The organism is Pseudomonas orientalis (assembly GCF_002934065.1).
Taxonomy (GTDB): domain Bacteria; phylum Pseudomonadota; class Gammaproteobacteria; order Pseudomonadales; family Pseudomonadaceae; genus Aquipseudomonas; species Aquipseudomonas orientalis_A.
The window spans coordinates 3520574-3543068 of the sequence record NZ_CP018049.1; the positions used below are offsets into that span (position 1 = coordinate 3520574).

At 57.6% G+C, this 22495-nt stretch carries 28 protein-coding genes; 2 read left to right on the plus strand and 26 right to left on the minus strand.

Features of this window, described 5'->3' with window-relative positions; all coding sequences use genetic code 11:
* Window positions 1–66 precede the first annotated feature (66 nt).
* The 26 genes from BOP93_RS28050 to BOP93_RS15780 all read right to left on the minus strand — a co-directional run bounded on the left by BOP93_RS28050 (window position 67) and on the right by BOP93_RS15780 (window position 20790).
* Entirely contained in the window at window positions 67–666 is a 600-nt protein-coding gene (locus tag BOP93_RS28050; RefSeq protein WP_104503361.1) for a phage tail assembly protein, read from the minus strand.
* Between the two features lie 14 nt (window positions 667–680).
* Complete coding sequence (locus BOP93_RS15660; protein WP_104503362.1) at window positions 681–1184, minus strand: phage major tail tube protein; 504 nt, start codon at window positions 1182–1184, stop codon at window positions 681–683.
* Between the two features lie 12 nt (window positions 1185–1196).
* On the minus strand, window positions 1197–2363 hold the full coding sequence (locus BOP93_RS15665; RefSeq protein ID WP_104503363.1) for a phage tail sheath subtilisin-like domain-containing protein: 1167 nt from the start codon (window positions 2361–2363) through the stop codon (window positions 1197–1199).
* Between the two features lie 102 nt (window positions 2364–2465).
* Complete coding sequence (locus tag BOP93_RS15670; protein WP_237140362.1) at window positions 2466–2855, minus strand: phage tail assembly chaperone; 390 nt, start codon at window positions 2853–2855, stop codon at window positions 2466–2468.
* 11 nt (window positions 2856–2866) lie between these two features.
* Complete coding sequence (locus BOP93_RS15675) at window positions 2867–4753, minus strand: phage tail protein (RefSeq protein WP_104503365.1); 1887 nt, start codon at window positions 4751–4753, stop codon at window positions 2867–2869.
* Entirely contained in the window at window positions 4750–5439 is a 690-nt protein-coding gene (locus BOP93_RS15680; protein WP_104503366.1) for a phage tail protein I, read from the minus strand. The genes BOP93_RS15675 and BOP93_RS15680 overlap by 4 nt, the downstream gene beginning before the upstream one ends.
* A 1-nt stretch (window position 5440) precedes the next feature.
* A complete protein-coding gene (locus BOP93_RS15685; RefSeq protein ID WP_104503367.1) occupies window positions 5441–6322 on the minus strand; it encodes a baseplate assembly protein in 882 nt (293 codons plus the stop codon).
* Window positions 6319–6645, minus strand: coding sequence for a GPW/gp25 family protein (locus BOP93_RS15690; RefSeq protein ID WP_104503368.1), 327 nt, complete (start codon window positions 6643–6645; stop codon window positions 6319–6321). The genes BOP93_RS15685 and BOP93_RS15690 overlap by 4 nt, the downstream gene beginning before the upstream one ends.
* Window positions 6646–6650: 5 nt before the next feature.
* Entirely contained in the window at window positions 6651–6920 is a 270-nt protein-coding gene (locus BOP93_RS15695) for a hypothetical protein (protein ID WP_104503369.1), read from the minus strand.
* Between the two features lie 57 nt (window positions 6921–6977).
* The gene (locus BOP93_RS15700) at window positions 6978–7511 is read right to left on the minus strand and encodes a phage baseplate assembly protein V (protein WP_104505298.1); all 534 of its coding nucleotides are present in this window, start codon (window positions 7509–7511) and stop codon (window positions 6978–6980) included.
* Between the two features lie 29 nt (window positions 7512–7540).
* Window positions 7541–8056, minus strand: a complete 516-nt coding sequence (locus tag BOP93_RS15705; protein WP_104503370.1) for a hypothetical protein — start codon at window positions 8054–8056, stop codon at window positions 7541–7543.
* Window positions 8056–8715: a hypothetical protein gene (locus BOP93_RS15710; RefSeq protein WP_104503371.1), complete on the minus strand. Its 660-nt coding sequence runs from the start codon at window positions 8713–8715 to the stop codon at window positions 8056–8058. Before BOP93_RS15710 ends, BOP93_RS15705 begins: the two co-directional genes overlap by 1 nt.
* Window positions 8712–9032 carry a head-tail joining protein gene (locus BOP93_RS15715; RefSeq protein WP_046071190.1) on the minus strand — a complete coding sequence of 107 codons (321 nt, stop codon included), beginning with the start codon at window positions 9030–9032 and terminating at the stop codon, window positions 8712–8714. Before BOP93_RS15715 ends, BOP93_RS15710 begins: the two co-directional genes overlap by 4 nt.
* Before the next feature lie 2 nt (window positions 9033–9034).
* Window positions 9035–10030, minus strand: a complete 996-nt coding sequence (locus BOP93_RS15720) for a major capsid protein (protein WP_104503372.1) — start codon at window positions 10028–10030, stop codon at window positions 9035–9037.
* A 63-nt stretch (window positions 10031–10093) separates the two neighbouring features.
* Window positions 10094–10432: a head decoration protein gene (locus BOP93_RS15725; protein WP_059397071.1), complete on the minus strand. Its 339-nt coding sequence runs from the start codon at window positions 10430–10432 to the stop codon at window positions 10094–10096.
* The gene (locus tag BOP93_RS15730; RefSeq protein WP_104503373.1) at window positions 10429–11568 is read right to left on the minus strand and encodes a head maturation protease, ClpP-related; all 1140 of its coding nucleotides are present in this window, start codon (window positions 11566–11568) and stop codon (window positions 10429–10431) included. The genes BOP93_RS15725 and BOP93_RS15730 overlap by 4 nt, the downstream gene beginning before the upstream one ends.
* Window positions 11565–13046 (minus strand): phage portal protein, encoded by a 1482-nt coding sequence (locus tag BOP93_RS15735; protein ID WP_104503374.1) that lies wholly within the window; start codon window positions 13044–13046, stop codon window positions 11565–11567. The genes BOP93_RS15730 and BOP93_RS15735 overlap by 4 nt, the downstream gene beginning before the upstream one ends.
* A complete protein-coding gene (locus BOP93_RS15740; RefSeq protein WP_059397074.1) occupies window positions 13046–13252 on the minus strand; it encodes a phage head-tail joining protein in 207 nt (68 codons plus the stop codon). Before BOP93_RS15740 ends, BOP93_RS15735 begins: the two co-directional genes overlap by 1 nt.
* Window position 13253: 1 nt before the next feature.
* On the minus strand, window positions 13254–15260 hold the full coding sequence (locus BOP93_RS15745; RefSeq protein WP_104503375.1) for a phage terminase large subunit family protein: 2007 nt from the start codon (window positions 15258–15260) through the stop codon (window positions 13254–13256).
* Window positions 15261–15264: 4 nt separating this feature from the next.
* Complete coding sequence (locus BOP93_RS15750) at window positions 15265–15822, minus strand: terminase small subunit (RefSeq protein WP_104503376.1); 558 nt, start codon at window positions 15820–15822, stop codon at window positions 15265–15267.
* 204 nt (window positions 15823–16026) lie between these two features.
* The gene (locus BOP93_RS15755; protein WP_104503377.1) at window positions 16027–16371 is read right to left on the minus strand and encodes a phage holin family protein; all 345 of its coding nucleotides are present in this window, start codon (window positions 16369–16371) and stop codon (window positions 16027–16029) included.
* Between the two features lie 518 nt (window positions 16372–16889).
* Window positions 16890–17255, minus strand: coding sequence for a hypothetical protein (locus tag BOP93_RS15760; RefSeq protein WP_069672305.1), 366 nt, complete (start codon window positions 17253–17255; stop codon window positions 16890–16892).
* The gene (locus BOP93_RS15765; RefSeq protein ID WP_104503378.1) at window positions 17248–19470 is read right to left on the minus strand and encodes a VapE domain-containing protein; all 2223 of its coding nucleotides are present in this window, start codon (window positions 19468–19470) and stop codon (window positions 17248–17250) included. The genes BOP93_RS15760 and BOP93_RS15765 overlap by 8 nt, the downstream gene beginning before the upstream one ends.
* Window positions 19460–19687 (minus strand): TraR/DksA C4-type zinc finger protein, encoded by a 228-nt coding sequence (locus tag BOP93_RS15770; RefSeq protein ID WP_104503379.1) that lies wholly within the window; start codon window positions 19685–19687, stop codon window positions 19460–19462. Before BOP93_RS15770 ends, BOP93_RS15765 begins: the two co-directional genes overlap by 11 nt.
* Entirely contained in the window at window positions 19680–20198 is a 519-nt protein-coding gene (locus tag BOP93_RS15775) for a phage regulatory CII family protein (protein WP_162303218.1), read from the minus strand. The genes BOP93_RS15770 and BOP93_RS15775 overlap by 8 nt, the downstream gene beginning before the upstream one ends.
* Before the next feature lie 334 nt (window positions 20199–20532).
* Window positions 20533–20790 (minus strand): YdaS family helix-turn-helix protein, encoded by a 258-nt coding sequence (locus BOP93_RS15780; protein ID WP_104503381.1) that lies wholly within the window; start codon window positions 20788–20790, stop codon window positions 20533–20535.
* 87 nt (window positions 20791–20877) lie between these two features.
* Between BOP93_RS15780 and BOP93_RS15785 the strand changes: the two genes are divergently transcribed.
* Window positions 20878–21660, plus strand: coding sequence for a S24 family peptidase (locus BOP93_RS15785; protein WP_104505299.1), 783 nt, complete (start codon window positions 20878–20880; stop codon window positions 21658–21660).
* A gap of 253 nt (window positions 21661–21913) precedes the next feature.
* Complete coding sequence (locus BOP93_RS15790) at window positions 21914–22495, plus strand: hypothetical protein (protein WP_104503382.1); 582 nt, start codon at window positions 21914–21916, stop codon at window positions 22493–22495.

Below are 22495 nucleotides of genomic sequence, written 5' to 3' on the forward strand. Positions count from 1 at the left end.
ATCTCAGCAGCGGAAAATCCTGTTTCCGCTGCCAGACGTTTCGCGGCCATCTTTATGACGTGAGGGTTAAACCCCGTCGTCTTGGTCCAGACGAAAATAGCCGGCCTGCAGGCGATTAAAATCCACCAGCTTCAGGCCCTCCAGATCGGCGACAGGCGCACCGGCAAGCGCAGCAAACAAAATCAGCTCCCGCTGTTCGTCGTCCGCGCCCGCGTCACGATTAGCGGCGCGCACATCACCCACTGTTGGGGAGCGCAGGGCCAAGGTATCAACTGATACACCATTGATTACGCTCGGGCAGGTCAGGGTGACCTGGACGCGATCAGTGTTGACCGACAGCCACGACGGCATTGACTCCGAATAGTCGGTATCAGGCACCAAGTGCGCATAAGCGGCTTGAACACGGCGGTAGTCCGCCAGCTTCAGGCCCTCAAGATCCTTAACTCCCACCTCAGCCAAACCAGCAAACAACATCAGCTCTCGCTGTTCTTCGTCGCCGCTAGAAGCGCGGTCGGCTGCCCGCACTTCCCGTACCAGCGGGGCCCGCAAGGTCAATGTTTCGACCAGCACGCCGTTGGCATTGGTAGGTCGAGTGAGCGTTACCACGGCTGCAAGCGCAGTGAGTGATAGCCAAGCCGGTACTGCTTTAGACGTTGCTTTATTCATTTGGATCTATTCCCTTACATGCCGAGTGCGGTGCGCACTTCAAGGAGTTGGTCTTTGCCGTCGATCACCTGAACACCGGCGACCATGTCGATTTCGTACATGAGGCGCCCATCGATTTCGAGCTTGTAGTAAGCGACCGCCACGGCGTGCTTGATCTCGGCGGGGTCACCGGCTTTCCAGTCGCCCAGGTCCAGTTCTTTAAGGCGACCACGCAGGGTGGCGACGACGGCCGTGACAGCCCCTTTCTGGCCCCTGAACGCGCCCCGGAACGTCGCGTTGAACGCGGTGCCATCGGCCAAACCGAAGAATTTCAACGACTCACGTCGCACGCCCTTGGTAACAAAGGACGCCTCCATTTTTTCCAAGCCTTGGTCCATCTCAATTGAACCTGCCATGCCGCCAGCACGATAATCATCGTTCTTGGTGGTCAGCTTAGGCAGCGTAAGACTTGGCACGTCACCGGCGAAGTTGACGCCGTCGACAAACAGGTTCGTGTTAAACAAAGTTTGAGGAATCATTAACTAGGCCCCTTAGGCTGCTTCAAGAACTTCGGTCATCCACTGATCGGTGACTTCGAAAAGGAAATTCGGGTTTTCTGCCGGCGGCACGTCGGTGAAGCGGATGCGCCAATAAACTTTGCCCTGGGCGATCTGGCTGGCAGTGTTCAGCTCGGTGTCCGGGAACACCTCAAAATTGATAATCGCGCCCTGGGCTTTAAGGTCGCGCATGAACGCATCCAGCCCATCCGTCACGTCCTTGACGTAGGTCTTGGTGATTGAGCGGTCAACAGCCCATTTATGGCCGGCCTGCACGGCATCCATAAGGATGAACAGCGTGCGAACGCGCGTGACGAATGCCCACTTCGGATCGCTCGACAGCGTGCGGTTCCCCCACAAGCGATAGCCGTCGTCGCGAATGATCGTCGCGATGTTGGCGTTGTTCAGCAGGTTGGCCCGGCACGTCTCGTCGCCGTCCAGGTACTCGACAGCTCGGGTCGTACCAGTGAGACCGGTGAACTCTTTGTTAGACGGCGAAGCCCAGAAGCCGTATTCAGCATCGGTCCAGGCGAACAGCCCCGCCGCCCAGGCGGAGGCCGGCGCATCAACTGTCTTGCTGGACTCGGTGTCCCAGTACTGAACGCCCGGATCGACCATGAACAGGTTGCGACTGCCAAAATTATCGGCATAAAGCATCGCTGCCTCATCCGTGGTGCCAGGACCATCAAGAATGCCGATTGCCCGCAGCTTCTGCGCCAGGCCATCAAGCGCGGTGGCGACAGCCTGAGTGGCCGTGTGACCCGGCGCAATCAACAGCCGCGGCTGCGCGTTGTACAGACTTTTACCATCGAGCAAGGCTTGTAGCCCGGTACGCTGACCCGAGGCCAGAACGCCGCCAATGATCGCCGAGGTTTGCAGCGCCGCGTCTTCGAGCTTCGGAACGCCGATGGCAACGATCACCGCCTTGGCTTTCGCGTAGATCGCTTTACAAGCCCTGGTGATCGCCGAGTCGACGCCGAAGGCAGCAATTGCCTCGCGCTCGGTGGTGATCAACTTGAGCTCGCCTGCCTTGGCGGTACCGCCGCCGAGGACGCCTGGGGTGAAGGTGTCGCAAAGCCCGATGATAGAAGACGATGGCAAGGAGATAGTGCGCGCGCCTGTCTTGACATCAGTCGTAGTAACGCCGTGAAAGAAACTCATAAAGCTAGTGCTCCAGAAACGAAAAAGCCCCGCATAAGCGAGGCCGGGAGGGTGTAGGTATTACGTGTGGCGGAATGCAAAACGCCCCGACAGTACGGGGCGTTATTGGGTTTGAACGGCGATCCAGCTTGGTTTTTTGGGTCTGTATTTCTGAACCGGAAACTTCGATGATTGAGGCCAGTCGCGCAGCAGCTGCATATAGGCCAGCAGCTCCCCATATTCATCCGTGGACAATGACGTCGAACTGCCTAACTCGACCTCATCACGGTGACGCTCGCGCAACCATTTGACCGATTCCAGCTCACCGTCACGCCAGCGGCGTTCGGCATTGGCGTCATCATCAGCGGTCGACAGCGGCAATGTCTGGCCGCCATCAGCCACCCAATCCATGTATGCGACCCAATCTTTATTACCTACATCATTGGGGATAAACACGTTATCAGGCAGGCGCCGCACACCCGCCGGACTATGTTTGTATTGAAGATTATCCATATAGACCACCTTTAAAGTTCAGCATCTGCCGTCCACTCGATTTGAAGCGTGAACCCTGGACCTGACCCGCTTGGCGGCACACACGACAACGCAAACCCCGTCGCCCACAGGCTTTGAATATTGGTCTGCGTGCATGGCTTGCCGATGGATTGCGCCCATATTTCCGATGTTTGCTCACCAGGCGAGAACAACCTCAAGGTGGGAACAACACGTTTGATTTCCCGAAAGTCCATACGCAAAGCTGACTGTGATGATTGCGTAGCAGCTGCCTGTGTGAAGCTCGCTATGCAGGTCGATGGTCCATTATTCGATTGAAGAGGGTGATCCTGCAGGAAAGACTTTTCAAAATAGCGCAGGCAGGCACGGTGTTCTTCTTGGTAGGTCCGATAGTCATATGGAGTCGCAACACTGCCAGCCTCAATCTGGACATTGGTAATGTCGGTGTAGTGCGCACCCGTTCCCCAACTGGCAAAGATAAGTTCGAGGAAGTCGTTGGCGACTCCCTTGTTCTTGTTCACCACGGCGCCCAAGTCGAGAGTGACAACGTATTTTTTATAGACCGTTGTCAGTTCCACCGAAGTACCCACATCGACGTTAGGCTCGGTTGAGTTCACCCCGAAGTTCTGTCGGAGAATTACAGCACAGGTATGTGGCACACTGCTTTTCATATAAAACGAAACTGTGACCTTTCCACCGGCTAGCGTTTCGACGTTCTCGATGCGCTGACTAAGATTCCAACCCTGGCCTTCACCTTGCCGTGAGAGTCGTAGGCCGAATTTCGCCTCGTTGATGTTGGCATCCCTTTCAACGGGGAGTTGGCTCCAATTACATACAGCGTTTTTAGGGCTGTAAATCATCCATCGGTCCGGGCCAAACGCACTTTCCGGATCACCGTTGGCTTTGCCAATAACGCCAGACTTACCCCTCTGCCAGACCTGAAACGCGCCATTGATCAGTCGGTTTCTCCGAAAGACGTGCACAGGAAACGCCTGCTTGGGGCTTTCGATTTGAGCCCGTACAGACTCGGTATTGGCGCTACGTTTGGACCTGTCATCAACGGGCGGCGTTGGAACGTTTTGCCCTGCCGTCCATTGAAAGGCTAGAGGTGTTGTCCCAAGAACAATGGGGCCATCGGTGATTAGTTGCCAGACCGTGTCAGCATTAGCTGTGCCCCGCTCGACTGTGACAAGCAAACCAGGCGTAACCTTATCGCTGGTGTCCGCATCAACCGTGCGCACCCACGAATCAGCGCTGACCAGGTACAGCCCGTTGTCCTTTGCCTGAACTTGATCTTTAACCAGCACCCTAGAACCCGCAGGCACCGCGAAACCGTCGATAGCTTGAACGCCCGCCAGGACCACTGGGGCCGTGGTAGCAACTAATGCCGAATGTTTAAAATCAAGCCTGTTGACCGCAGTCGCCACCGAGTCGTCAACATACTTTCGAGTAGCGTTTACAACAGCCGGATCTATCAACAACACGACATTCGTAGAACTTGAAACCACAAAGTTCATCCGTATAACTTGTGTCTTACCAGACCCTTGGGCTAGCAGCGACTTATAACTGGGCGCGCAATTGGCTACAGCGACCAAATCTCCGTCAGAATCGAAAAGCCCCAATTCGCGAATCCAGAACCCACCTTCATCCGCCGGAATAATCTGCTCGGCTACAAGGATCCCAGGGTTAGTCGGATGAGGCTCCAGGCTATTCAATGGAGCCCGGCGGCGCTCATTAATCAGTGTTTTCTGTGAGCGATCAGGGATAGGGTCAGTACCGTTTGCGTCCCCTACAGCCATATGGGTCAGCTTCCAAGTTAGCAGCCCTGCATCTGACTTAACTTGCTTTGCCTCGCCAACCGCCGTCAGTAACGCGAAAAACTTCGAATTAGCATCAATCATGTGTATATGTCCAAATGGTCTATGGAATGTTCGCGACCAGGCACCCCGACATAGCAGTCAACCGAGATAGGTTCAGGCGCAGGAGGATAAACTTCTATTTCATCTATGGAGCATTCTCGAATCCCGCTTCCGATAAAACCTGTCACCTCGATGTCACTAAGTACCGGCGGATAAACATCAATAACTTCTCCGTCAGATATGCTTGCAAAAATGTTTATAGCCCCGGTGGATTCCAGGCTAATCGCCAGCCCTGTCAGATGACGGCTGACGGGCTTGGCGTCATCAATCAGCCGCTCCAGCTCCTGATACATTTCCTCAGTGATACCGGTGTCCAACACCCCGACCTTTAACGCAAAGGTGCCTGGGGTCCCTTCGGGCCTCATGTTGAACCACTCGATAATCTCGATCAGGTAGCCCAGAGGCTCTACCACACGGCGTAACGCGCCGATGGTGCCCTTGTGGGCATGTATGTAATAAGAGGCCTTGATGGCGGCGCGTTTGGTCGCCTCGGTCCATCGGTAATCCCAGCGATCCACAGACCATGCCCATGCCAGATGCGGCAGCAAATGTACCGGGCAGGTATCAGCGTTGTAGAGGTCGCGAAGCGGGACAATCGTTTTCTCGAAAAACGTAGCCTCCATGGCCCGTTCGAGCTGCGTGCTGTTGATCGGCAGTAGGCTTTTCATGTCAAGCCGCCAGCGTCACGGTGTAGCCCGTACAGTACGCCGCCTGAGCTTTGGTCGGGGCCAAGTCCTGCCAGCCGACCAGCTCAACCCGAGAAACGCCGGCAACGTGTAACTGAGCGTCTACGCCGGAACGCGCTACTTCAACGCCTAGCCGTTTACGCGGATTGATCCACGCCGCCAATCGACTTTTCGCTTCAGCTAAACTGGCATCAGCTTCTGGGCCCGCGCTGGTCATGTGCAGGATCGCCTTGATTTGGTAGCGGATCACCTGGGCGCTCTGAACAGTCACCCTATCCCCCACCGGCCGCACATCGTCGTCATTCAGCGCGGTTGCCACCGTGGCGAGCAACTCCGGAGAAGCCTCCCCCTCCCCGTCCAATCCCAGCACCGTTACCGTCACGTAGCAAGGCGCCGGGCTTTCGGCCGTGGCATCCGCCACCAGCCCCGAGGCGTTACGCGCATGCAGGATGTAGCTGTTACGCGGGCCGGCCGTGGTCAGTCCCTCATAGGCCAACTGGATGCGCTCTCGGAACGCATCGTCGTCTTCTTTGACTTCTGGAACCGGCGGAAAGGCCAGCAGATCCTCAGCTTGAATGATCAGGCGCTTGAGGTTGACGTTGGCACCCAGGTGATCGAGATCACCGCGTATGGCGTGCGCCAGCAATACCGCTTTGCCGGCGTCATTGACTCGGGCGCGGTTGCCGACCTTGATGTAAGCGCCAACCTCCAGCACCTTAAGCACCGGATCGCTCTCCAGCGCGGCAGTCCAGTTGCCGCCCATGTATCCGCGAAAGACGCCCAGCCCCTCCTGAAAAACCTCTTCGAAGTCGAGCGGTTCCAACACGGTCGGCGCCGGCAACGACGACAGGTCCACTATACTCATACGGCCACCTCCAGCGTGACGCTGTCGCCCAGGTACTGCCCGACGATCTTCAGGTTAATTTGCCCGCCGATAACGGAAATGACGCGCACTTGATCCAGCTTCAATCGCGGCTCCCAGCGACCCAGTGAGCGGGCGACTTCCGCCTGTACGGCGCTTTTCCAGCCGTCAGTAACGGGCAAGTCAACAAATCGCCGCAGCTTGCTGCCGTAATCCATCCGATGCCGCCGGCTGCCCAACGGCGTACCCAAAATGTCTGGAACCGATTGCCGCAAGTGCGCGATGCCGGAAATGGGTTGGCCGGTGTGGCGATCCATTCCGATCATTGTCATTACTCCTTCAATTGCTCCAGATCTGGATGCGCTTTCAAGAACGCAAATTGATCATCACCACATGCGGTAACTCGACCAGCAACAACAGGAAGCGTCCCGCCGCCGGGTAGGATCAATGTCCGCGAGGTGAAAACCTTGTCGCGAAAAACACGCGCTGTTCCGATGGACTCAACCGCTTCAGCAGTAACGGGGAAACCCAGCGGTGCCGGCTTCAACCCCGGAACCACAATGGCCTCGGCAGAATCGCTATCAGTTCTAGACTTACTCATAAGGCAAACCCCAGATATGAAAAAGCCCGCACTGGGCGGGCTGTTTGTGGGTTGAAATTAATGTGTGTGGTGATTGCTGTTGCCACCAGCGTCGATGATCGCACCGGCACTGGTGATGCCTTTCGTGACGTGTAACGCCCCGTCGATCATCACCGCTGCTTTCAGATTGATGTTGCCGGTGGTCACGTTCACGGCGCTGTCCGTCACGACCACTTCTGTACTGGCGACTTTGATGGTCACCGTACCGCTCGGCAGGGTGATGCTGTAGCTCTTGGCCTGCCAGTCGTAAATCAGCGAGCCGCCATCATCAAACCGCCACACTTCCACATGATCCCGGTTATCCGGTGGCGGACCCGCGTTGCCATACAATCCCGGAATGAACGTGCCCTGTGACACGTCACCGCTGGCACTGACCAATGTCCCCTGCTCACCCAGAGACGGAGCCCTCCAATGCCTGGCCTTGCCGGCGGCGACGCTGTGCCAGCGCACCCAGGCGCTAGTCCATTCGCCGTCCGAAACCCGACACACCGGCGGAGAGGCAGCCAAGTCGACTGCTACCACAAAACAATCCTTGACCACCCCCGCAAGCATGCGGTCGTGCTGGGCAGCAACATAGCCGCTCACAAGTCCTCCGCTGGAACAAAGTCCTCTTTGACGTCGTTGTTAAAGCCAAACAACAGCATGCCGGGCGGCTGATCGGGCCAAGGCCACTTTTCAGGGCCGAGGTACACCTGCTGCGTCCACTCCACCAGCCAAACGGTGTAACCATCCAACACTGGCTGGGTCCAGTCCTGTAGTGCCTGAACGAACTCTGCCGGCTCGACTTCCAGCCCCCAGGTCTGAGCCCGGAGTAGGACCGCAAGTTGGGTAGCCAACTGCACCGCCTGCTGCTGATGCAGAGGATAGATCGGGTCGACGACGATACGTGCCTCGAACTTACACACCAATGTGGTTTCACCCGTGCCGATATCGGTACCGGGCTCGATCTCGGCCAGCTCCAGAAAGACCGCTGGTAAAGCGATGCGATCCTGAATGTCCGGCCAGGCACTTACCGTCTGAACCCCTTGCAGATGGCTCACCAGGTGTTGCTCAACCGCCCGGTAAAGCTGGTCCAGGCTAAAAGGTTGGTCAGCCATTAACCGATCCTCTTCAAGTATTTCTGTAGTTCGAAGTTGAGCTCCTGCTGCAGGATCTCCAACAGACGCTCGTCCGCCTTTTGTACCCAGCTTTCAAAGTGCGGACGGGCTTGTTCCAGAGATACCTTGGCTTTCGCTAATGGAAAGCGATTTCCATTTTCTGCGACCCATCCAGAACTTGCACCGCGACCAGGTGACACCGTGCTGTCTGGATAATCATCAGCATTGAAGTGCTTGCTCGCAGTGCGAATCCAAATGTCTGGTTTGTTGCCGTAGACCTTCTTGAGAAATGCGCCTTGGTAACGCCTTCCCGCAACCGACACACCGCTGCCGGTTTGCCTCGCCCGGCCGATCCGGCTGGACTCGATGGCATTCAAGCCGAACCACAGCTTGCCGCTCGATGCCCCGCCGGATACTGGGTAGCTGCGTAACCGTTGACGCACTGCCGCGACAGCAATGCGCTCCTGCCTGCTGACTGCGCGGGCAATGTGCGTGCGCAACCAGCCCAACGTCTTGTTGATCGCGCGTCGGTGGGCCGCAGCAGCTGCCTTGGGCACCAACTTGGCGAAGTCCTGAAATTCCTGGAGATCTGCAGCTGATGACTGGATCGAGATCATCCCGCCGCCGGCCGAGGGTTTGACGTAGCTACCGATGCTCATGGGCGCAGCCTCAGGATCAAGGCGACAAGACCGTCGCCGCTCGGCTCCAGCTGCAGCAAGTCGTAATCGCCGCCGCCGTCCAGGGCGGGCAAGTCGATGCTGACCAAAAGCCCGCGTTTCAAGCCTTCCGAATCACTGACGCGGATCTCAAACCGAGGCTCACGCAAGCCGGTATTGAGCTTGCCGAGCTTCGGCTGCAACCAGGGCGCCGCAAACATACCAAGCACCGGCTCTTCGCGGCCCTCGATCCGTGCGCTATCGCCCAGTGTTTCGAAGACCACTTCGTCGATGTCGTCGATCAGATCGCGGAAGGCCACGATCACATCTCCAGCAGGATCTGCGCGCGAGGCCGCGTGCACAGGTGCAGCGGGTTGGACTGGGCTTCCCCGGCGACACCCTTGTTGAAAGGAAGCGGCTCGATCTTGCTGTAGTACGGGATGCCCTGGGTGTTGACCGTTTCCATGTAGTCGGCCGGTGCGAAGGACGAGATGTACAGGTCAGGCACGCCCTCGGGGACCAGAAGTGCCTTGTCGTCATGGACGAACGCAACGCCAGCAACCTTGCCGCGATAACGCTCCCAGACGATTCCGCCGAACTCGAAACTTTCACGGGCATCGCCACGCAGAGACGCGGCCTGCATGGTGTTGAGGTATGTCTCTTTGACCGACTCGTGGTCGAGCAACTTGTTCCAGAAGTTTTTGCCGCAAAAGGCGCGGGAGCCGGTAGTAGTGACGTTGCCCAAAGCGTCCTCCTGCATATCCAAGGCTTCGCCACACTTAACACGGACATCAGTGTCCGGGTTGCCCAGTTCCATGGGAAGCTTCTGTCGCTCGACACCGAAACGGTCATGGATGTCCAACAGTACGGTCTTGCCGTCCGCGTCCAACACCTTCCCGTTCAATGCACCCATGCGTTGAAATTCGTGGGTGGCATCCAACTGGCGGCGTGCCTTACCCAGACGTTTGTTGACTACGTCCTGCACGGCCTGCAACTCGGTGAGAGAGCCGAAGGCGCGTATGCCTTGGATCTCATCTGCCTTGATGGTGAAGCGTTCCGGCAGGTGCACGGTGTTGAACGGAATCAACATACGCTTAGTCGCGCCGACCACCAGGCCCGAGGTACCACGCTCACCCGCTGGCACCAACGCAAGGGTGTCGCCGTCCTTCTCGATCTGCACGGTCAGCGTGCTAATGCCCTCTTCGCGGAACAGGCCAAGGCTGCTGATGCGGCCCGGCAGGTATTCCTGCTCATTGATTGCGGCAGTCAACGAGGAAACGCTGAACGCATCGTCTTCAAAAATGGCGATATCGGCCATGGGGGTACTCTCCAGAAACAAAAAATCCCGCACTCGGCGGGATGGATAAATGAGGTGAGCGTCTTAACGGACGATCACGAAATGGGCGGCCAGGGCCTTTTCGGCTGCGGGGTCGAGGCCGGTCAAATGAGCTTCGCTGACTTCGGCCTGACGCACGATGGCGCGGCCGCGACGGACCACATCAGACTGCCCCAGCGGGCCGTAGAGGATCGCGATGGCGTTTTCAGAGCCGTCCTCAGCTGTCGGCTGATAGGGTGCAAACTCGCCCGTAGCAGTCACCAGCCCAAGGATCTGGCCCGGCTCCAACGCCGGCCCGGCGGCGACGTTGATTGCTTCGCGTGAAATAGTGCCGGGGCCTTCGGACAGCAGGAACTCGCCCGCGTGCATCGATTCAATTTTCATGCTCTTACTCCTTTCGTTCCGTTCTGAACCGCCTGACGGCCGGACCAGATTGCATGGGTGTCAACCTGCTTTGCCTTGACCTTGAGTTCAGGGTCGTCGTCCAGAGGTAGACTGTTGTTGATTTCAAAGCCACCGCCGCTGCTCACCAGCTTGTCGAACAGGCGCGCCCTGACAGCGCTTTCATCCAGGCCGGCAGTGATGAACTCGCCAGTCAGTTCTGGCAATCGTGCCGCAACACAGAGACCGTGCAGCGCTTTCGCCTTGGTCAGCGCCGCAGTGACTACCGCTTCACTTTCTAGCTTCGTCGAAGCGAGTATCGGGTCCACCAGGTTGCTGATGCCTGCCGCCGCACACCCCTTGGTGACCATCAACGCCAATCCGACAGCATCCAATAGGGGTGCTGGATCCGCAGGGTTTACAGGATCAGTCGGCTCGACATCCGGCTCTTCGTCCAACTGGGCCAGCAATTCAGCCGGGGCATTCTGGAAGCGCTGCAACACGCTGCCCTGACCGAGGCAGGCTTTCACTTTCAGCCCGTCGCCCACTTCATCTGCCAAGCCCAGGGCCACTGCTTCGTTGGCTGTCAGCCAGGTCTCGGCGTTGACCATGCGCCGCAGCTCGACCTCGTCGATGTCCGGCGCCTTGGACTTGTAGGCCGCGATGATCGCTTCCAGAGTCTGGTCCAGCACGTCGGCAACACGCCGGAAGTCCTCGGCATCACCGCCGGTAAAGGTGTAGGGGTTATGGATCATCAGCATGGCATTGGCCGCGATGACCACCCGGTGAGCGCCACACACGGCAACACTGGCCGCGCTGGCCGCCAGCGCATCAATGCGCCCGGTACAGCGCTCGCCCAAGCGCGACAGCGCGTTGTGAATAGCAAGGCCGTCGAACAGGTCGCCGCCGATGCTGTTGAACGCCACAACGACAGGGGAAACGCCGTCATCCATGGCCCGCAGGTCCTGCACAAACTGATTAGCGCTGACACCCCAGGTGCCGATCTCGCCGTATACAAAGACCTCAATGGTCTGTTGCTCGGCTTCACCGCTGGCCTGGAAGGTGTACCAACTTTTATCCGCGACTTTTACCTGCTTGCCAGCCTTGTCATAAATGCGCGGGATCGCTTTTTTACTCATGGTTGTTCCTTGTCATCAATCGGCTCGATGGCATCAAGCGTGGTGTAGTTGAGGCCCAGTTCCGTGGACCTGGCGAGGTCGGCCGCGTTTTCCGCGTCGATGGTTTCCGCGTCGTAGCCGTTGCGCAGACACATCTCACTGCGCGAACCGAAGCCCGCCTGCACTTCCATCCGCCGCGCCTGGACGTCCTGCACCGGCTGAATGTAGGCCCAGCCTTGTGGCACCCAGCGTGTGCGCAGGTATTCGCGCCGACGTTGCGCGTAGTCATCCAGCACTAGGGCGCCGGACAGCACCGCCATGTCCATCCAGGCGGCACGCACCGGACGACACAGCTGATGCACATAAACGCCGAATTGCAGTTGCTCCAGGCGCCGCCGGAACTCGTTGAGCACTACCCGCAGCGCCCGGTCGTTGACCTCGCGCATATCGCCGGTAAGGATCTCGTACGGGGTGCCCGAACCCGCCGCCGCAGCCATCAGCTGCTGCCGCATGAAATCCGGGTAGTTGTTGCCGGCGTCCGGTGGTTTGGAGAACTCCACCTCTTCACCTGGCCCCAGCTCCTGCATGGTGCCGGGCTCCAGGGCCACCATCGGTGTGAAGCCGTCGCGGTCGGTGGTCAGCAGTTGCCCCGTTACTGGGTCACGCGGTTGATGCCCGCTGTCCGGCGCGGGGCGCTTGATGAAGCCAGCAAACAGATTTGCCACCTCCTGGCGAAACAGCACCGCGTCATCGTAGTTGTCCAGGCTGCGCAATCTTTTCAATACCGGTGCCAGACGCGGCACACCGCGAAGTTGCCCTGGCTCCATCGGTTCGAAGATGTGCAGCACCTGCGTCGCCGGCACCCGCACCAACTGGTTGTACCCGGCATTCAGCGACGATGAATCGCGTGGGTGCGACAAGTACATCCAATACGCTACGCGCTTGCCGGCCGGGTTGAACTCGATCCCGGCGCGGATGACGTTGCCGTTTTTGGCCGTCTCGAACTTGTCATGTGGGACAAATTCAGGTGCCAGCGCCTGCAGTTGTAGCGGCACCGCTAGCCCCTCACTGAGGCTGCGCGGCCGCAATCGCACAAAGCACTCACCGGCCGTTTCAACCGTGCGCGCGACCAGGGCCTGCATGCCGTAGAAGTCGGTCAGTTCATCGGCGTCCGCTTCGTCAACCCAGTCGTCCCACAATTGCTGCTGGAGTTTGCGCAGTTCAGCGTCATCCGTGGTCGGCCTGGGCGTGATGCCGGTGCCGATCAGGTTGCTGACGCGCTTGTCGATGACATTGAAGGCGTACGGGTCATTGCGCACCGCCGCCCGCGAACGTGCCCGCAGGTTGCGCAGGGCGGGGGTGTTGATGCTGTTGATGCCGTTGTCGGTGGCTTCCCAACCGGCCGAGCGTCGGCCCTCACCCGCGCCTTCGTAACTGGCCTTGATGTTCGACGGCAGCAAGAATCCATTACGGGTCAGCGTCGGATAGTGTCGTGCCATTAGAGTCCTTTGCCTCCATGCATGAGCCGAACCACGCGAGAGCGCGGCCCGGCGGCTTGACTCAGCGACGTGCGGATCTCGTCACGAGCCTTGAGCAGTTCATCGATGGAACGGTATTCCACCGTGCGGTCGCTGTAGCGCACGGTCTTTTCACCGCGTGCAATGGCGCGCTCGATGGCTTCGAGGTGCTTCGGGGTAAACGACATATCAGCGTCTCTTCAGGTAACCGCTGGTTGAGCTGCGGCGTTGTGGGGTTGCAGCGGGTCGCGGTTGAACGACCGAAGCGACGGCTTGCGGTGCCGGCTGCGGCGGCGCAGGGGACTGCTCGACCACTGTCACGCGTTCAGCCTCAATCACTTTTTCATCGAACAGACCGGCCTGGGCCAGCGAGTTACGAACCCGTTCCCAGTCATGTTCCTGGTACCGGTTGATGCCGAGGTAATGCGCCATTGCCAGGCAGTACACCATCAGGTCGAGCGCTTCGTTTCGTTCGGCTTTGCCCTTGATCCACTCAATACGCTTGTGACCGCGCACGTACTTGGCGACCTTGCGCTCGGCCACGCACTGGGCGAAGAACTCGTCCGGCAGGTCATTGGCGAAATGCAAAGCCCCTGGACCGGACTCGAACTGGTAGCGGTTGTAGATCCAATCCTTTGCGGTGTCGGTACCGACAAACCAAAGCTCGGCGCCGCCGCGTTCGGTCTGGCCCTTCCAGGTCACGTCGACCATGGACGGCCGCTGAGCGATCACCGGCTTACCGGGCTTGCTCGCGCCCTTGATGGCGAAGATGTTGCGCCAGCGTCGTACGCGGCAGAACTGGTAGACCTCGTCGGTGTGGTGACCACCCGAGTCGACCGCAACCGCGAGAATGCCCAGGCCAACACCGCAGGGATGCCGGTATCGCTTTTTCAGCAGTTCATCCAGCACAGCCCAGGTGCGCTCGTCCGAAGGATCGCCCGCGATCACCCTGTGGTCGATGACCCAGCGCTCCATGCCGACGCCCCAGCCCATCGCCATGAACTCCAGGCGATCAGCCTGCACGTCGACAGCGCCAGTGATCATCATCACGGCGGCGGGCATCGCACCGAGGGAGAAACCTTCCCGCCGTGCGCGCTCGATTAGCACCGATGCCTTGGTCTGCTCTTGTGCGCTGTCCCAAACCTTAGCTAGACGAGTGTTGTAGAACACCTGCATAGGTTCTAGGTCGCCCTTTGCTTGAGCTTTTTTTGCCTTTTCGAATTGCCTGGCGAGCGTGCGCCAGTCCATCCAACCCGGAGGGGAATACAGCGCATTCAGATGAAAGCCGACGGTCTCGCCATCGCCTTCAGCCTGGGAACGCCACTCACCTTGGGCCAGCATTTGACCCTTGAAGTGCTCTTCAATCAGCACGTCGCAGTCCATCCCGGACGCTGCGCACTTGTAATGCACCACACTAAAGTCTGCAGAATAGAGAAGATTTTCCCACTCGAGTACTTGCATGTGACCGCAGTACGGACATGGAACGTAGTAATAACGCTGATCGCTTGACTCGAACAGGTCGCTGATACGCGAAGCGCCCTTAATTGTCGGCGAACTGGAGAAATAGAACTTGGCGTTGCGGCCGAAGGTACTGCCCCGCGTTTCTGCCAACTCGATAGGATCGCCCTCTTCGCCTACGTCAACCTCCCACCGGTCGATCTCATCGCCATAGATATAACGCGCCGACAGCTCTGAAAGGTTTGCTGCGGATCCCGCAGTGGTTACATAAAGTGAGCCACCCTCGAACTCCTTGGTGTCCATGGTATTGCGTGCATCTCGCGATCTGGTGGAAGCGACACGCTCACGTAACACAGGCGTGGCTTTGATGGTTTTGTTGATCCTGGAGGACACCCGTTTTGCCAGGCCAAGACTAGGTAACAGCGCGAGGATATTCGACGGAGCCATATGAATCAGGCCGCCGATCCAGTTCAGACCGATCTGCGTTTTCATCAATTGCGATGCGACCATAGTGATCACACGCTTGCAGGGATGCGCCGGCGAGAGGCACTGCATGGGTTCACGAGCGTAGGGAGTCCGTGAGGTGCGATACTGGCCTGGCTCAGCAGCCCCGGTGTCACGCGGGATCCGCATATACTCGTCAGCCCACTGATCAATCCAGATATCCGGGTCAGGTTTTAGCCCACGGAAATACGCATTACGATAAACCTCTTTACCATCAGGCAATTGCGTATGCATGGGCTTAACTCGTGTTCAGTGCATGTTCAAGGTCGGATGAAGACATACGCTCAGCGTCTTCTAAAGAACGGCGGATCGCCGCTGTTAAGTGCCTCTCGATTTGCCATGGATCAGTCATCGCTGCCAGCTCAGGAGCGAGCTGCGGGGACATTCCTAGGAGCTGATCCCGCAAAAGACGTCCAGCGTTGTAAGCACCGGTTTCAACTGCTTCTCGCTCGACCAGAGAACCCTGCTGTTTGTGAAAGTTGGCTTGCTCCTGCAGTGCCAGGTAGTGCTCACGCAGCGCACGAGACTTTTGAAAGTCTGCCGCCAGCCCAACCTGCGGCACCGCAGGTTCTTCGGCGGCGTTTTGAGCCTCCCTTTGAAGGCGAAGCCGATTGTGGCGGTCCGCGACAGCGGCTTTGCTCGGATCAGCAGAGTCAGCGAGCAACGCCTCGGTGGCTTCCAGGTCGACTTTGCCGTCGTGAGTCAGCACCAGCCGATCCTGATTAGCCAGCTTAGAAACATACGATTTGGCCCAACCACGTCGCGCCGCAAACTCCGTTTTGCTGATTACGGTCATGATGGAATGTCCTGTTCACCAAATGAATCCGGGTTAGTTCACCTGTTCACCTCAGTTCACTAAGCTGGTGAACTGTTCGCTAACGCTTTCCCGCGGGTTTCATGCCCCGTGTCCCTCGAATGCTGCCAGGGTCCCTGGCGACTTTTCGGCGCCCCATTTTGATGCAACCCTCTACAGACAACGTATTTCGTTGCCTCCAGAGCATCAGACCTGCCCGCTGCCCGAGGGCGGCACATCGCACACGCCCAACCGCTTGGCGGCCCAGCGTTCGTACAGGCCAATGGCGACATCGGCGCCGGCCATCGCGGTGAGGCAGCCAATGCTCCCCGCCGCCAGGACCGACATGCCCGATGCGTGCAACAACATCATGGTGGAGAGCCCGCAGACCACACAGGCCCCGGATCGAAGCAGCAAGCGGCGAACCAATGACCAGCCGCTTACCCCCGCTTTGTCGGCCCGCCATGCCTCGCCGGAAATACCGCCGATCAGGGATAGCAGGATCACCATCCAGATCGGCATCTCAATAAGCGCTTGCTGCTCGTTTGTCATCGCCCTACCCCATAAACGCAAAAACCCGGCGCAATGGCCGGGTCTAGTGTGGTGGTGTGTCCCGCTGCTTGCGGTCGCACCTATCGAAGATGACTACTTTTTACAGGTGGATTCCGGTGGCAGCAACCCTGTTTTAATGCCACCCGGTGAATGTCTGGTCTACGCCTAGGCAATGTCGGTGAATATCTTTATTTCGGCTTCCAGCGCCTCCGGCGCTGTCCTACCTGCCCCACTATTCAGAAGGGAGGTAGGACAGCTGGAGCCCGCTGAATTCGGGGCCTTGCCCTACTGCCCTACCTCTTTTAACTTTTTCTCGTGTAAAGAGAGAAAACTAAAAAAACGCATGCGCGCCAGCGGCGCGTGATGCGACGCGCTACGCTCATGTGTGCGTCGTGCGATATTAGGTAGGGAGGTAGGACAGGCCACGGAATGCGCGGCCTCCAGCAGTCCTACCTTGCAAACTTGAGGTAGGGCAAGGCCGGACAGTAGGAAAGTTGTAGGCGGAAGTGTGCGAAAGGTCACGCAGCCTTCCCCATCAGCATGCCGGCAATGTGCAGGTGCGCTTCATGCAGGCGCTGATAGTAGGTATCGCGACTACACCCACAGTGAGTGTACTTCTGCGACAGGAAGCTTTCGTGGTTGCAGTAGTGTTCACGCACGACGACCGACAGCTGCGGCGGCAAGTGCTTGTTGACGATGAGCTCGATGTCGGCCGATTCATCTAACAGTACCCGACTGCCACGCGTGCCGCGTATCAACTCCCCTTTGCACTCCATCAGCATGGCAATCATGTTGCCGCCACTTGGCCCACCAGAGCCTTCGGGCACTGGCGAATGCAGATCCTGCGCCCAGAGCTTGAGCATTTCATCGATTCGTTTAATCAAAGCAAGGCTCCTCATCCCGTGCGCTATCAACCTGCAGCGCTGATGTATTGCCCCAATGATCTGGCTTCTTGTAGGCATATGGCCGAATACCACTTTTGGGCAACGGCGGCAGTCGCACCTTTCGCCATCCGAGTCGATGCATGATCGCCCCGACACGCATCTGCTCAGGCTTGCCCCAGTGGCCATAATCGAGCTTCAACGCACCAGCCAAAATATCCTCGCCGCTCGCTGTTGCGCCGATCTGAGATTCTTCCAACCACTTGACGACCGGACCTTCCCACTCATCCACGACAAAGCGCGACTCCTGCGCCTCGGCGAATAGTGGAGCCTCATCCCGGTTGACCCACCAAATGTCACCGGACTGATAACAGAACATCGCTTCGGCCCAGAGCTGGTCGCGGACTTCGCGCAACTGTTCCAAATCGACTTTGGTACACGCGACAGGCCAGTAACGCCGGTTACCCGTGGCGTCTTTGAGATATTCGTCTTGGTTCGTCGTACCCACAAAAACACACTGGCGTGGCACGTCCATCGTTCTTCGGCCATAGCTCTCGCGATAGGTGTCAGTCGAAGCAGAGAAGAACTGCTTAGCCTTGGTCGACTCAGCTTTGTTGAAACTATCCAACTCCCCCAACTCAATGATCCACTTACCACGGATCGCCTGGAAGCCGTCCTTATCGCCCAGGGCGAAAGGTGTATCCATAAACCAGGCACCGCCAAGCACAGACATTGCTGTTGATTTACCAGCGCCCTGTGCCCCTTCGAGGATCATCACCGAGTCAGCCTTACAACCTGGCTGCATCACGCGCCCGACCGCTGACACCATCCAGCGCTTACCAACCTTCGAACTGTAGTCAGTTGCTTCAACGCCCATGATGTCAGTCAACCACGTAGCCAACCGTGGAACACGGTCCCATTCCAGACCATGTAGGTAATTGCGTACAGGATGGAAGGCATGATCATGGGCAACCACACTAACCGCTTCGATCACGCTGCTGGCCTTGACCCGAAGGTTGTACTGTTGTGCGAGCCACTTCATTACAAGCATGTCGTCGATATCTGCCCAGTCGCCGACACCGCCACCGTATGGGGCAGCACGTAACTTAACGATTTTTGAGCTGAACGCGCTGAAGCCGATCACTCCCGCCCAGCGCTCATCGTTGCCAAGAATCAGCTCGACATTCTGCATGTGCGCTATCAAAGATCCGTTTTCGGTTCGGGCCAATTGATCCTTCCAACCACCAGCTGCAGGAGGCCTGACCACCGCCAGCACCTGACGGCGGACAGCCTCTAGGCCTTCTGCAATATGCAGGTCGTTGAAGTCGGTCCACTTGGTTTCGCGCTCACCGGAGAACACCGGAGCAACCACCTGACCACCGACGATCAGAGCGGCGTTGTTGGCCTTTTCTTCGCCAGGGTTCCAGGCATCGCCGTTGGGGCGCTTGGTCTTCCAGTCGTCGTCACGACAGATGATCAGCGGGCAACCGGGGAAACGTTCGCGCATGGCCTTGGAGACCGACAGCAAGTTGCCCGCGTCGAAGGCGACGGCGACAGCCAGCGAAGTCGCCATGTGCAGGCTTGCACCCGTGGCATAACCCTCACACACCAGCACCGGCTCACCCGGTTCAGGGTGCGGGCCGATCAAGTGGAAAGCGCCTTCCTTCGACATACCGTAGGGCCAATACGCTTTGTCGCGCCCGGTGTCCTCTTGCTTCGCGGGGAAGATCACCTGCAGGCCGACGATCTGGTCGCGCACGTTGCACATGGGCACTAAAAATGCGCCTGTACGTGGCGCATAGCGAACCTTAAAGCCTACGATCTGCTTTCGATCCAGGTAGGTGCTTTTACCCTTTTCTGGCATGCGCTGGAACAATGCCGATGCGCGATTGGCCGCTCGGCGGGACGCGTTGACCGCGATTTCGGCAGCCTTGCGCTTTGCATCTTCCTGTCGAGCACGCATTACCTCGCGCTCTTCCGGGCTCATGCGTCCGGCCTTTACTTTGATTTTTTGGGTATCGCCAGATCGCCAATCACCGAAACTACCGAATATCAGAGTTTCGTTCTTCTCGGTGCGGTGTTCGTGGACAACATACCAGCCATTTTTCTCCTTGCCCCTGTCCTGGGTGGTTTTGCAGCGAGTGAGCTTGCCGAAAACCAATGGCTGATCAGGCTCAAGACCATAATCCGCGAACTGATTAATTACCTCATTGAGCATAACGGGAAGCCCTCAGATCGTCTGCGGATTGGCATTCAACACAGTGAGTGCAACCGGGCTGTGCCAACCGACGAGCTTCCGGGATTGGCTCATCGCATTCATCACAGAACATCAACGAATGCAGGGTCGTGGCAGAAAGCTGGGCTGCGCGAGCAGCCAAAGCCTGATCAAGTCGCTCCTGCACCAGGTCATTTGCAAAGTCAGCAATATCAGCCACGTTCCACCCCACTAGTAGTCTGGTTGACGTAGCGGGCGCGGTTGTACATACCCAACAAACCCTGGATGCCGCGAAACACCAACTGGCGTATCTCAGCCAACTCACCGTCGTCGACTTTGCCGTCGCCAATATGCTTGGCCCAAGTTTCGGACAGGTCCGCTACCTGCCGGAAGAACTGCGCAATCCCGGTGGTAAGGGTTTCGGGCATGTCATTGGTGTACGACTCGGCCAGCTCCTGCCAGATCGTGTCGCCAACAAGGCTGTGCACAGCGTCGAGAATCCGACGGTCCTTGGTCAGTTCGAGGATCTCGCCAAATTCTTGGATATTGACCGTGTGCGAGGGGTGCGTAGGAGACAACTTGTGTTGCAGCGTTGTGGCATTGCGGCCGGTGGTGGCGGCGATTGCAGCGGCGCCACCCGTATAATCCCGTGCGGCGTGGTAAAGCGCTAATTCGAGCGTCAGGATTTCCCGCTGTGCTCGATCAACGCAACTCAGAGCAATTCGGCTCATGGCATTAATCCTTATAAGTTGCCAGTGCCGCGCGGCGTGCAGTGGTGTTACATTTGCCGCGTGGCTTGAAAGGGCCCAAACGCCGGCAAGATCCTCAAGATCGAAACCGGCACCGTGCCGAGGTGAGTGATCCGTCTCTCACCTCTGGCGCAACAGCTGCCCAATCTGTGGTGGAAAAGGCAGCAACCCAAGACATCCGTGTCTTGGCAGCGCGATAAAGGGAGGTGGTTTGCATGTGGTGTGCCCTCCTACCTTCGTCGCGACCCGACAGCACTGTGGTGGTGTGTGCCGGGAGGAACTGGGCGGCCCTAGGGTCGCCTTTTTTCTTAGCGCTCTATGCCGCCTGTGCCGAAACACCTTGAACCGGCACTGGAAAAATATCTGGCAAATCAGGTCTCAATTCATGAGGCAAAAGTCCCCATGCCAAAGCTTTCGCAAGGGGACGAACCTGAGTAACAGGAACCCCTCTATGTCGCCAATTGAAAAAGCGCTGAGGGCTTACATCGCATTCTCGTGCGAGTTGCGAGGGGCTTTTACCGGCCCGCTCAGCGACCAGCACTATCAAATCGAACACCTGGTCAGGCGTAGTCATGACATCACCTTATGAAAACAAAACGAATGACAAGACCAAACAATACGTTTGTTATCATTTTTGTGCAAGGGCTGTAACATTCTGTTTATGAACAAACAACCACAACGCCTAAAAGGCCAGCGCTTTCGTCAAGCCCTGGAAGACTCCGGACTCTCTGGCGCGGAACTCGCCCGGCTGCTTGATCTGGAAAACGATCAGAACGTCACCAACTGGAAGGCGAGAGGTGTCCCTGCCTATATGGCAGGCCAAGTCGCTATGACTTTGGTAGTGGAACGCGATTGGCTTGAGGGGAAAGATGTCCCTATGCGGACCCCGAATACTGCACGAGGGAAAGCGCCACAAGCGGCTAATGACTCCCCCCTGTATGTCCTTGAACCCATGGCCCCGTGGGATTCAAGCACCCCACTTGAAGAGGATGAGGTTGAGTTGAGGCTATACAAGGAAGTCGAACTCTCGTCGGGACCAGGAAAGGTTGCGCGCACTGAGGTTCAAGAGATTACTGGACCAAAACTGCGATTTTCGAGGGCAACCATGAGAAGTTGTGGCGTTGATCCTTCGAACGCGGTGTTTGCCACAAATAGCGGCAACAGCAACCATCCACTGATTCTTTCTGGTGCCACTGTCGGTATCGATAAGGGAATGACCAGAATAATTGATGGAGAAATATACGCGATAGATCACGATGGACACTTCCGCATCAAATTTCTTCAGCGCACCCCTAATGGGGTAAAAATGAGGAGTTTCAATTCCGACGAGTACGCTGACGAAGACTACGATTTTGATCAAATAATGGCTCAACGCGTTGTGATTTTGGGCCGGATTTTCTGGTGGTCATCGATACGGCCACTGAAAGGCCCCTCTCTCATCTGAAACCAAACAAAATGTTTTGACCAAAAAACAAACATATTGTTTACTTGCCTCACTCTTCCACCACAGAGCGAGGCAATACCATGCACACCACTGCCACCCTGCACGTCCACCCGGCCGCTGCTAACCCCTCCCGCATCTTCGAAATCCGCCGCCTGGCACAACACTGCGGCTGCGCTTTCTTCGCTTCCAAACCCAAGCTGAAACAGCGCTCCGCGACTGTGCCATTCGATCCAAATGGCGGAGGGCACGCGGCATGAAGAAGTACAAACTCGACAACCGCACCCTGACACTGCTCAAGGCTCAGGTCTGTCTGACCGAAACCTTCAACCACCATCTGCGCGCCGAAACGCAACGCGACGTCATGGCCTTCCGACTGCAGGTCGAACGCCGAAAAATAGACACGCATTTCACCGTTGAGCTGGGCAGCGAACGCCACACACTGACCTTGACCAACAGCAAGAAGATGCACCTCAAGCTTGCTGACTTCATTGAGGAGATCGTCAACGGGCCAACCACTTCCGTCGATCCTTCGTCTCCGCCGCACGCTGATCGCCGTTATGGCCTATTCCAGACTGAACACAAGCAGCAGGTATTCGAGCTGATCCGCACCGGCGGCGCACTCAGTCTCGATATGAGTTTTGAGCTGCCGATCAACTTGGCAATCCACCGTAACAAGACCCGCGCTGGAATCACCACAATCATGAGCATCGGCGTGAAGAAGCCGCGCACCAAGTGTTTCACCGTATGCGGAAGTGACGTGGATATCTATTCCATGGTGGCCGAATCCATCACTCACCTAGCTACCGTGGCGACCCCTGCCGCGCATGCAGCTTAG